This is a genomic window from Streptomyces sp. VRA16 Mangrove soil (assembly GCF_017377775.1).
Classification (GTDB): domain Bacteria; phylum Actinomycetota; class Actinomycetes; order Streptomycetales; family Streptomycetaceae; genus Streptomyces.
Genome location: NZ_JAFVLN010000007.1, coordinates 427,496 through 438,949 on the forward strand (window position 1 = coordinate 427,496; position 11,454 = coordinate 438,949).

The following is an 11,454-nucleotide window of genomic DNA, read 5'->3' on the forward strand; positions in this document are numbered from 1 at the left end:
GGGGCAGGAGGCCATCGACGGGTGTCGGCAGTTGGAATGAGCGGTCCCCGCTTGCGGGACTAAGCTGCGGAAGGACAGGGAGGGGACAGCCCCCTTACTGCCTGACCGCTCTGAGGAGCGATTAACGATGTTCGAGAGGTTCACCGACCGCGCGCGGCGGGTTGTCGTCCTGGCTCAGGAAGAAGCCCGGATGCTCAACCACAACTACATCGGCACCGAGCACATCCTCCTGGGCCTGATCCACGAGGGTGAGGGTGTCGCCGCTAAGGCCCTGGAGAGCCTCGGGATTTCGCTCGAGGCGGTCCGCCAGCAGGTGGAGGAGATCATCGGTCAGGGCCAGCAGGCCCCGTCCGGCCACATCCCCTTCACCCCCCGTGCCAAGAAGGTCCTGGAGCTGTCGCTCCGCGAGGCCCTTCAGCTGGGCCACAACTACATCGGCACGGAGCACATCCTGCTCGGCCTGATCCGTGAGGGCGAGGGCGTCGCCGCCCAGGTCCTGGTCAAGCTGGGCGCAGACCTCAACCGGGTGCGGCAGCAGGTCATCCAGCTGCTCTCCGGCTACCAGGGCAAGGAGACCGCCACCGCCGGCGGTCCTGCCGAGGGCACGCCCTCCACGTCCCTGGTCCTCGACCAGTTCGGCCGCAACCTGACGCAGGCCGCTCGTGAGTCCAAGCTCGACCCGGTCATCGGGCGCGAGAAGGAGATCGAGCGCGTGATGCAGGTCTTGTCGCGCCGTACCAAGAACAACCCGGTCCTGATCGGTGAGCCCGGCGTCGGCAAGACCGCCGTCGTCGAGGGCCTCGCCCAGGCCATCGTCAAGGGCGAGGTGCCCGAGACCCTCAAGGACAAGCACCTCTACACCCTCGACCTCGGTGCGCTGGTCGCCGGTTCCCGCTACCGCGGTGACTTCGAGGAGCGCCTGAAGAAGGTCCTCAAGGAGATCCGCACCCGCGGCGACATCATCCTGTTCATCGACGAGCTGCACACGCTCGTGGGTGCGGGTGCCGCCGAGGGCGCCATCGACGCGGCCTCCATCCTCAAGCCGATGCTGGCCCGTGGTGAGCTCCAGACCATCGGTGCGACGACGCTCGACGAGTACCGCAAGCACCTGGAGAAGGACGCGGCCCTTGAGCGCCGCTTCCAGCCGATCCAGGTCGCGGAGCCGTCGCTGCCGCACACCATCGAGATCCTCAAGGGTCTGCGCGACCGCTACGAGGCCCACCACCGTGTCTCGATCACGGACGAGGCCCTCGTCCAGGCGGCCACGCTGGCCGACCGGTACATCTCGGACCGCTTCCTGCCGGACAAGGCGATCGACCTGATCGACGAGGCCGGTTCCCGGATGCGCATCCGCCGGATGACCGCGCCGCCGGACCTCCGCGAGTTCGACGAGAAGATCGCGGGCGTGCGTCGCGACAAGGAGTCGGCCATCGACTCCCAGGACTTCGAGAAGGCGGCGTCTCTCCGCGACAAGGAGAAGCAGCTGCTGGCGGCGAAGGCCAAGCGCGAGAAGGAGTGGAAGGCCGGCGACATGGACGTCGTCGCCGAGGTCGACGGCGAGCTGATCGCCGAGGTCCTCGCGACCGCGACCGGCATTCCCGTCTTCAAGCTCACCGAGGAAGAGTCCTCGCGACTCCTCCGCATGGAGGACGAGCTCCACAAGCGGGTCATCGGCCAGAAGGACGCCGTCAAGGCGCTCTCGAAGGCGATCCGTCGTACGCGTGCGGGTCTGAAGGACCCGAAGCGTCCGGGTGGTTCGTTCATCTTCGCCGGTCCGTCCGGTGTCGGTAAGACGGAGCTCTCGAAGGCCCTGGCCGAGTTCCTCTTCGGTGACGAGGACGCGCTGATCTCCCTCGACATGTCGGAGTTCAGCGAGAAGCACACGGTCTCGCGTCTCTTCGGTTCGCCCCCCGGCTACGTGGGCTACGAAGAGGGCGGCCAGCTGACCGAGAAGGTGCGCCGCAAGCCGTTCTCCGTCGTCCTCTTCGACGAGGTGGAGAAGGCCCACCCGGACATCTTCAACTCGCTGCTGCAGATCCTGGAGGACGGTCGCCTGACCGACTCCCAGGGCCGCGTCGTGGACTTCAAGAACACGGTCATCATCATGACGACCAACCTTGGAACCCGTGACATCTCGAAGGGCTTCAACCTGGGCTTCGCGGCCACGGGTGACACGAAGACCAACTACGAGCGCATGAAGAACAAGGTGTCGGACGAGCTCAAGCAGCACTTCCGTCCCGAGTTCCTCAACCGTGTCGACGACGTCGTCGTCTTCCCGCAGCTCACGCAGGACGACATCCTCCAGATCGTCGACCTGATGATCTCGAAGGTGGACGAGCGCCTGAAGGACCGGGACATGGGCATCGAGCTCTCCCAGTCCGCCAAGGAGCTCCTCTCCAAGAAGGGTTACGACCCGGTTCTGGGCGCGCGGCCGCTGCGTCGCACGATCCAGCGCGAGGTCGAGGACACCCTCTCGGAGAAGATCCTCTTCGGTGAGCTGCGTCCGGGCCACATCGTGGTCGTCGACACGGAGGGCGAGGGCGAGAACAAGACCTTCACCTTCCGCGGCGAGGAGAAGTCGGCGCTCCCCGACGTCCCGCCGATCGAGCAGGCCGCCGGTGGCGGTGCGGGCCCGAACCTGAGCAAGGAGGCGTGACCCGTCTCCGGGTGAGCCTTTGAGCCGGTGAAAGGGGCCGGTGCTTTTCGAAGCACCGGCCCCTTTCGCGTGCCCGGAAGCGGGCGCGGCTACGCCCTGCGGTTACGCCGTGCGGCTACGACAGCCGGCCGTCGTAGTCCGGCAGCTTGTACGTCTTCTCGGCGTGGCCGCCCGAGAGGTCGGTGGCGCTGTTCCCGACGTTCGCGACGATCGTGTAGCCCTTCGCCTCGATGGCGGCGCGCTGGGCGGTCTTGTACGCGGCGACGTCCTTGAAGAGGTCCAGCAGCCCGCGGACGTAGAGCCCGGAGACGGTGTAGCCGACGTGCTTCAGGTTGTAGTCGGTCACCGGGGCGATGATGCCGGGCCGCGCCGTCACGAAGAACAGGGCGACGCCGTGCTCCTGGGCGTACCGCGCGACCTCCAGGACCGGCTTGTTGGCCGGCTGGGGGTAGCTGAAGCCGAAGTCGGTCTCCAGGGTGGTGTTGTCGACGTCGAGGACGATGGCCTGCTTCTCGCCCGGACCGGCCGCGGCGATGCGGGCCTTGAGATACGGCAGGGCCTCGTCCATCACGGCCTGGCAGTCCCGCTGCCAGGTGGCGTAGTCGACCTCGGCGGTGGTGGCCGAGGCCGCTGCGACGGTGTCCGCGGGGGCGGCCGCCGCGGCTCCGGCGGGCACGGCCAGGGCCATGAGCGCGGCTGCGGAGACGGCGGTGGCGGCCGCGCGGCGCGCCCAGGGGCGTCGTGTGGTCATGGGTGGGGGGTCCTCTCACGGGCCGTACGCGCTGGAGTTGTCGCGGGCATGCTGCTCGGCGCGGGTGGCCGTGCGGGAACCGTGGAGTTACTGGGAAGTAGGGGGAGGTGGCGGGACGGGGCGGGGCGACAGGGTCAGCCGCACGCGGCCGGGCAGGGTGTCCGCGTGGCGCACGGAGGCCGCGTCCGTCACGTAGAGCGTGTGCAGCTCGGGGCAGTCGGCCAGCGGCGCCAGGTCGATGTCGGCGGTGGTCAGCACCGTGAGCGTGCGCAGTGCAGGGAAGAGCGCGGGCACCTGTGCGGTGCCGACCGGGCGGGCGCCGGAGCCGTGGACGAAGACGTCGGTCACCGTGTCCAGGACGGTACCGTCGAGCGCCGCGAGTGCGGCCAGCTCGTCGCCGCTGAGCGTCAGACAGGTCAGCTTCCGCATCCGGGCCAGCACGTCCCGGTCCTCTGTGCCCAGCGGAGTGTCCAGATTCAGGCCGACCTGTTCAAGGTGCGGGAAGTCCAGCAGAGCGGCGAGGCCCCGCACGTTCACCGGCGGGAACACGCACTCCAAGGGGGCGTCCCTGGAGAGGTCGGCGAGGTCCGCGGCGGCCCTGAGGGTGCGCAGGTTCACGACCTTCAGGGCGGTGAGGGTGCGCAGGGGCGCCGGGTCGTCGACGAGCGGGAGCTGGGCGACGAAGAGGTTCTCCAGGGGCAGGCCGCCCAGCGGGGCCAGGGACGGCACCGACGGGCACCGGTAGAGCGACAGCTCGCGCAGGTCGGGGAGGCGGCGCACGAAGTCGAGCCCGTCGAGCACCGCGTTCTCCCCGAGTCGCAGGCGCCGTACGGAGAACGTCGCCAGGTGCTCCAGGAGCTGTCCGCCCGTGAAGTCGCCGACGCAATCCAGGTTGCTGTGGCCGCCGAGGCGGCGCAGCGCGGCGAGTTCGGCCGTGGACTGCACGGTGAGAGGGATGCCGAAGTCGCCGCGCAGGCCGTCGACGATCCGGTCGGCGTATTCGTCCGTGTCGAACCGGCTCCAGTGCTGGCCCAGCTGGAACCGCACACCGGCGTCGTCGCTGCCCCGGTACCGGATCAGGCAGGGCAGCGCCGCGTCGCCGCCGATGAGCCCCGCGGTCTGGACGACGTACTGGGCGCAGAGCGGATCGGTCAGTTCGTCGGGGCCCGGCAGCAGTTCCAGCACGATCGGGCCGAGGTCCGCCAGCTCCCGGGCCTCGCGGAAGTCGCGCGGCGGGATGAGGGCGGTGGCCCGCTCCTCGACTTCCGTCCGCACCCGCGGGTCCAGCTTCGCCGCGTGCTCCAGGCAGGCCATCGACAGCAGGTGGAGCCGCTTGCGGTGCTCGGGCTCCGCGTCGCCGCGGGCCGTGAGGCCGCGCAGCAGCCGGGCCCGCTCGTCGGGGCGGGCGTGGGCGACCGCCATGCGCAGGACGTCCTCCCACTGGTCGAGGTGGGCGTGGCGCAGCAGCAGGTCGAAGTCGCGCTCCTCCACGGCCGCTCGCGCGCCCAGGTGGTCCTGGAAGGTGCGGTGGACGAAGTCGACGGACCCGGGAGCCGGTTCGCGCAGCACGCCCGAGCGGACCAGCAGGTGCCGAAGGACGGTGTCGGCGGTGCCCTGTTCGGCGACGCCGGGCATCGCCGGCAGCAGCCGCTCCAGCTGGGTGAGGGCGTCCGCCCGGTCCATCTCCGAGCGGCCGTTGCGGATCAGCCAGTACGCCAGCTTCTGGAGCAGCTCGGTCTGGGACTCCGCGTCGAGGTCGAGGCCGGCTCCCGGCATGTCCCGCTCACGGTCGCGGCGCTCCAGGAGCATCGAGAGCGCGGCGTCGTACAGGGCCTTGCGGCCGCGCGGCAGGAAGCCGCGGCGCTCGCGGTGCAGGGCGCAGATCAGGGCGCACATCAGCGGGTTGGTGGCGAGCCGGCCCAGATCCTGCTTGGTGCGTATCGCGTCCAGGAGGGCGGCGGCGAGGTCCGGTTCGGCGCCCGCGGCCTCGTGCCAGCGGCCGACGAACACGGCGACGTTCTCGCGGCTCATCGGGGACAGCGTCAGCTCGGTGAAGTCCTCGGTGCCGAGCCAGTCCTGGCGTACGGCGGAGGGGCGCGAGGTGACCAGGCAGAGGTTGTCCGGGTACGCGGACAACAGGTCGGTGAGCCAGGCGCGGGCGCGCTCGCGCTCCTGCTCGGGCACCTCGTCGATGCCGTCGACCAGGAGCAGCGCGCGGCCCGCCGCCAGCACCCGGTCCGCCCAGCCGCCCGGCTGGCCGCCGGTGAGCGGGGAGCCGATGGCGCGCAGGAAGTCGGCGGGGACGGGCAGCTCGGCGCCCTTGCGGGTCAGGGTGCGCAGCGGCAGGACGAACGGAACGCGCCCGATGAGATGGGCGAGGTCGCCGGTGAGGCGGCTCTGCCGGGCCGTGGTCACCGCGAGCCACTGCACGAGCGTCGTCTTGCCCGAGCCCGCGGTGCCGCGCAGCAGGACGCGGGTGTGGCCGGACAGCGCCTGCTCGACCGGGCGGCCGAGCGCCGGGGCCCACGAGGGGGTCGGCAGCGCCGCGAGGTCGTCGGCGTAGGAGTGCTCGGGGCCGCGGGTGGCCTGGAGGCTGAGATAGGCCGTGTCCAGCGGCCACTGCCGGGTCTCGTGGAGATCGATGCCGTAGATGGTGAGGCTGCTGTGCTTCTTGGCGAGATGGGCCGCGTACCGCGCCTCGAAGTCGGCGTCCCCGACGGGCTGGGAGCCGAGCCGCTCGATGAGCAGGTCCGTGCGCTCGATCAGTTCGCGCAGCCTTCTGCTCTGCTCGACCAGCGTGCGGGCCACGAAGGGCGAGCGCTGCGTGAAGAAGTGCAGGATGTTGACGCAGGCGCTGTCCAGGAGCTGCCCGTACAGCGCCGTGGCCTCCTGGCTGAGGAAGCGTGTCAGGCGTGGCCCGCCGGCCTGTTCGTACAGCCGCAGGGCCAGGGCCTCGGGGCCCAGGTCGACGGCCTGTACGTCGTCCAGCTCCAGGTCGCCGAGCGAGCACAGGGTCATGTCGAGGGCGTCGGCGACGGCCTCCAGTTCCTCGTCCACGAGCGACTCTGGGAGGGACCGCCCGGCGCGCTCCACCAGTTCCCTTACGAGACGGCGCAGCTGTTCGGGGCCGAGGGTGCGCCGCTCGCCCTTGAAGCTGACCAGCGCGGACAGCCGTACGGGCTGATCGGTGAGGGCCGCGCCGGGCCCCGGCTGGGTGAACAGCTTGCGGATGAGAGGGGCGACGGCGCTCGACGCGACACGGACCCCCACCGTTCCCGGATCGACCATGGCGCGAGCCTACGGCCAACCGCCGCGGGAGGGACGGGAGTTGGATCAACGGGGAGGGAAGGTGACGTCCGCGTCGGGGAAGAGGCGGCGGTAGGCGGCGGGGTCCTGGTCGGCGGTGCGGCCGGGGAAGATCTCGACCGTGCGGACGGCCGGGAACAGCGCGGCGTGGGCCGCGAACTGGTCCGGTCCGCCCGGCAGATGCAGGCCGAGCCCGGTGATCCCGGGCAGTTCGGGCAGGGGTGGCGGCGGAAGGACGTCACCGGCGAGGAAGAGGCTGGTGAGCGTGGGGTGGGCGGCGATCTCCGCCCAGTCGGCGGCCTCCAGGGTGCCCGCGCTCGAACTCACGCTGAGATAGGTGAGCCCGCCGAGGCCGGACAGGCCGCGCAGCCCGGTGGCCGTGATGGCGTCGCGGGTGAGGTAGAGGTTCCGGAGCCGGTCCGAGCGGGGGAGGCCGTCCGTGAGCGCCGTGCCGGTCAGCGGCTGGCTGACGGTCAGGGAGGTCAGCCCGGTCAGCTCGGGCAGGCCGCGGACGTGCGGCTGCCGGGTGATGCCCAGGTGCCCCAGGTCCGTGCGGGCCAGCGGCGTGAGGTCCGTGATGCCGGGGCAGTCGATCAGGGAGAGGGTCCGCAGCGCGGGCAGGTCGTCCAGCGGGCGCAGCCCGTGCACCCGCGGGTTGTCGGTGAGGATGAGGGAGACGAGCCGGTCGGGATCCGTACCGGCGAGGATCTCCTCCCACGTGTACGGGCCCAGCAGATCGAGCCGTTGCCACGGCGGCATCGTGCGGGCCGCCGCCCACTGCTCCCGGGTCCGCACGGTCAGGTCGAGGCGGTCGCGGTCCAGGTGGGCCAGGACCTCGTCGGCGTACTCCTGTGCGTCGAAACGGTGCCAGGTGCCGACCAGCTGCCGGCGGACGGGAAGCGAGCCGTGGCCGCGGAACCTCTTCAGGACGGGCAGCGCCCCCTCGCGTCCGAGCAGCGACGCCGTCACCGTCACCGCGTGCGCCTCGGCGTCCGTCAGACCGTCCGGGCCCGGCAGCAGTTCGAGCAGCAGGGGGCCCGCGAGCGCCAGGCGCTCCGCCTCGGAGACGGTGCGCGGCGGGATCAGGGCCGCGGCCGTCGCCCGTACCTCCTCGGCGACCTCCTGGTCGACGGCCGCCGCGTCCTGGAGGCAGGCCAGCGCGAGCAGCGCGAGACGGGGGCGGCCGGGGGCGAGCAGGCCGCGCAGCAGCCGGGTGCGTTCCCGGGTGCGGGCGTGGGCGACGGCCATCCGCAGCACGTCCTCCCACTGGGTGTCGTCGGCGTGCCCGAGCAGGACGTCGAGGTGGCCCTCCTCGACGGCGTACCGGGCGGCGAGATGGTCGAGGAAGGTGCGGTGGGCGAAGTCGACCAGCCGGGGTGCCGGGCTGCGCAGGACGCCGCTGCGCAGCAGGAGGTGGCGCAGGATCGCCGGGGCGTCGCCCTGGGCGGCCGCGGCGGGGACGGAGGGCAGGGCGCGCTCCAGGAGGGCGAGGGCGGTCTCCTCGTCCATCTCGGTGCGGCCCGCGAGGACCAGGGAGTAGGCCAGACGCTGGAGGAGTTCGAGCTGGTCGTCGGTCTCCAGCTCGATGCCGTCCAGGCCGGCCATGCCGCGCTGCCGATCCCGCTCGGTGAGGATCATCTGGAGCGCGGCGTCGTAGAGGGCCTTGCGGCGGGGCGGGAGGTAGCCGCGGCGGGCCCGGTGCAGGGCGCAGATCAGGCCGCACATCAGAGGGTTGGTGGCCAGCGCGGCCAGGTCCGGCTTGGCGCGCAGGGCGTCGAGGAGGGGCTCCTCGTGCTCGGGGGCGCCGGCGGCGGTGTGCCAGCGGCGCACGAAGGCGGTGACCCGGCCGCGGTCCATGGGGGCGAGCGTGAGTTCGCCGAAGCCGTCGGCGGCGAGCCAGCCGGGGCGCACCGCGGTGGGGCGGGCCGTGAGCAGCCAGCGGTTGCCCGGGTAGGCGCGGACCAGGGCGAGCAGCCAGTCACGGACCCGGACGCGGTCGCCGGAGGGCACTTCGTCGAGGCCGTCGACCAGGACGAGGGCGCGGCCGTCGGTGAGGACGCGCTCGGCCCAGCCGTCGGGCGGGGTGTGCGGGCAGTCGGTGGCGGCCAGGAACTCGGCGGGGGCCGGCAGCCGGGCGGCGCGGATCAGGGTGCGCAGCGGCAGCACATAGGGGACACGGTCCTCGGTGGTGACGGCCAGCCACTGGACCAGGGTCGTCTTGCCGGAGCCGGCCTCGCCGCGCAGCAGCACGCGGTCGTGCGCGGCGAGCGATTCCTCGGCGGTGAGCCGTGGCGTGCCGCTTTGCGCTGCGTCGGGCAGCGGCTCGGGCTCGTCGTCGGCGCGGGCCTCCAGACTGAGGTAGGCGAGGTCGAGCGGCCAGGTCTCGTCGCTGTCCCGGAGGTCGAGGCCGAAGATCATCAGCCGGTTGTGGCGGCCGGTGAGATGGGCCCGGTAGCGGGTCTCGAAGGCCCGGTCGTGGCTGTGTGCGGGGGCCGTGCGGGCGATCACCTCGTCGATCTTGGCGATCAGCTCGGCCTGGCCGCGGCTCTGCTCGACCAGCGTCCTGGCCACGAAGGTGGAGCGCTGGGTGAAGAACTGGAGGATGTGCAGGCAGGCCCACTCGGTGGCGGAGTCCACGAAGTAACCGGCGTCGGCGGACAGGCCGGGGGCAGGAGCGGCGGCCCTGAGCCGACGGGCCAGGTCCCGGTGGCCCAGGCGCACGGCCTGGACGTCGTCCATCGTGAGGTCGCCGAGGGCCAGCAGGGTCCGGGTCAGCGCGTCGCCGACCGCGGTCGTCTCGTCCAGCGGGAACGGGGGCGTACCCGAGCTGGTCACGGAGCCGGCCACCAGGCGGCCGACGAGGAGGCGGACGTCCTTCTCCGCCAGCGTCGCCTTCTCGCCCCGGAACGTGACCAGGCCGGAGATCCGTACGGGGCTGCGGGTGAGACCGGCCCCGGGCCCCTCCTGAACCAGCAGTTTCCTGAGTACCGGGCCGATCACGGCCGACGCCATACGTGTGCCGAGGACAGCGGGATCCATGCCCCGGGAGCGTAGCCCCGATCACACTCCCCGGGGGTTGGATCTTGGCCTTCGGTGACATGCCGCACAGGGCCTTGAGGGGGTACTAGGGGCGGTAGTGGACCGGCGGGGGTGCGGGGCGGTTGTTACACGGTCTATGGGTTTTGGTTAATTGTCCGTTTTGGGGGAGGGGTGGGCTGGCGGTGGCCGTGCGGCCTGGGGGTGCGTCCGTGAAGAGGGTTTAAACCCGAGATCGGCTGATAAATCGGACGAATCCCGGGCGCGGTGCGGCGCCTGTCAAGCGATCAACGTTTTGTGGCAGCGGTACGAGCGCGCGTAGTAGATCAGGGTTTTGGGCGCGGCCGAGGGAGCGCGTTACACAGGGATGGCCGACCCGGTGGCACCGCGAAGTGCGCCGGGTCCCGTCATGTCCCCGAAGTTAGGTCCCCTCCATGTCGCAGCGCGCCAAGTCCCACCGTTCCGGTACGTCGATGTCCCGCCGCCGTGCCGCCGTCGTGGCCGCCGGTCTCGGCGTGACGGCGATGCTGGGCACCGGGGCCGCGTCCGCCGCCACGGGGAGCTCCGCTCTGCCGGGCTCGGCCGCCGCGTCCGTCCAGGCTCAGGCCACCGCGCAGGCCAAGGCCGCGTCCACCGCGCAGCAGGCCGCCGCCAAGAAGGCCGCCTCCTGGATCGACCCGGTCGCGCACTACACGCTCTCCGCCGGCTACGCGCAGGGCGGCAGCATGTGGTCCACCGGCAAGCACTCCGGCCAGGACTTCGCCGTGCCGATCGGCACCAACGTCATGGCCGTGCACGGCGGCACCGTCGTCAAGGCCGGTCCGAACGGCGCCGGCGACGGCCCGGCGTACGGCAACGCGGTCGTCATCAAGCACAGCGACGGCACGTACTCCCAGTACGCGCACCTGTCCCGGATCGACGTCCAGGTCGGCCAGACCGTGGCCACGGGCCAGCACATCGCGCTGTCCGGCAACACCGGCAACTCCAGCGGCCCGCACCTGCACTTCGAGATCCGTACGACCCCGAACTACGGGTCCGCCGTGAACCCCGTCTCCTACCTGCGCTCGCAGGGTGTGACCGTGTGACCCGGTGACCGGGTGGGGCTCAGCCCTCGTGGGCCTGGGTGACCAGGTCCGTGGCGACCTCGAGGATGGCGAGACGCTTCTCCTCGAGGTCGCCTTCGACGTCTCTGAGGACGAACATCCCGGCGTGCATGGAGAACAGAGCGCTGAAGCAGCGCACGCGGTTGCTGAGCGAGACCTCCTCGGGCAGCAGCTCGTGGAGCAGGGCGTGCATCCGGTCCTTGAAGTTCTCGCCGATGCTCAGCTCGCGCATCTGCGCCTGGTTCTCCTGCATGAAGCGGAAGAGCGGGGCGGCCCCGGTCAGCGCCTTGCCGTAGCGGGTGAGGATCTCCCGCTTGGTCTCCAGGGAGACGGGGTGCGGCTGCTCGCCGGCCCAGGTGATCAACTCGTCGATCGGTGTCATCAGGTCGCTGAAGAGGCTGACGACGATGTCTTCCTTGGTCTTGAAGTGGTAGTAGAGCGCGGCCTTCGTGACGCCCAGGCGCTCGGCGATCTCCCGCAGCGAGGTCTTCTCGTAACCCTGCTCGGCGATGAGTTCGAGGGTCACGTCCTGGATGCGCTGACGGGTGTCCCCGCGACGCTGCTGCGGCTTGTTGCTGCTCGTGACCATCGTGTGCCCCTTG

6 protein-coding genes are annotated in these 11,454 nt (G+C 71.3%); 2 read left to right on the forward strand and 4 right to left on the reverse strand.

Going from position 1 to position 11,454, the window contains the following annotated elements; translation table 11 throughout:
• The first annotated feature begins 127 nt into the window (after nucleotides 1-127).
• Nucleotides 128-2,656: an ATP-dependent Clp protease ATP-binding subunit gene (locus J3486_RS21865; protein WP_207822694.1), complete on the forward strand. Its 2,529-nt coding sequence runs from the start codon at nucleotides 128-130 to the stop codon at nucleotides 2,654-2,656.
• A 115-nt stretch (nucleotides 2,657-2,771) separates the two neighbouring features.
• Here the strand turns inward: J3486_RS21865 and J3486_RS21870 are convergent, their stop codons facing one another.
• The 3 genes from J3486_RS21870 to J3486_RS21880 form a co-directional block, all read right to left on the reverse strand.
• Entirely contained in the window at nucleotides 2,772-3,407 is a 636-nt protein-coding gene (locus J3486_RS21870; protein WP_207822696.1) for an HAD family acid phosphatase, read from the reverse strand.
• 87 nt (nucleotides 3,408-3,494) lie between these two features.
• The gene (locus J3486_RS21875; protein ID WP_207822698.1) at nucleotides 3,495-6,695 is read right to left on the reverse strand and encodes an NACHT domain-containing NTPase; all 3,201 of its coding nucleotides are present in this window, start codon (nucleotides 6,693-6,695) and stop codon (nucleotides 3,495-3,497) included.
• A 45-nt stretch (nucleotides 6,696-6,740) separates the two neighbouring features.
• Nucleotides 6,741-9,752, reverse strand: a complete 3,012-nt coding sequence (locus tag J3486_RS21880) for an NACHT domain-containing NTPase (RefSeq protein ID WP_207822700.1) — start codon at nucleotides 9,750-9,752, stop codon at nucleotides 6,741-6,743.
• Between the two features lie 431 nt (nucleotides 9,753-10,183).
• Between J3486_RS21880 and J3486_RS21885 the strand changes: the two genes are divergently transcribed.
• Nucleotides 10,184-10,834: a M23 family metallopeptidase gene (locus tag J3486_RS21885; protein ID WP_207822701.1), complete on the forward strand. Its 651-nt coding sequence runs from the start codon at nucleotides 10,184-10,186 to the stop codon at nucleotides 10,832-10,834.
• Between the two features lie 19 nt (nucleotides 10,835-10,853).
• On the opposite strand, the gene J3486_RS21890 is transcribed toward J3486_RS21885, so the two are convergent.
• Nucleotides 10,854-11,441 carry a TetR/AcrR family transcriptional regulator gene (locus J3486_RS21890; protein WP_207822704.1) on the reverse strand — a complete coding sequence of 196 codons (588 nt, stop codon included), beginning with the start codon at nucleotides 11,439-11,441 and terminating at the stop codon, nucleotides 10,854-10,856.
• Nucleotides 11,442-11,454: the final 13 nt, after the last annotated feature.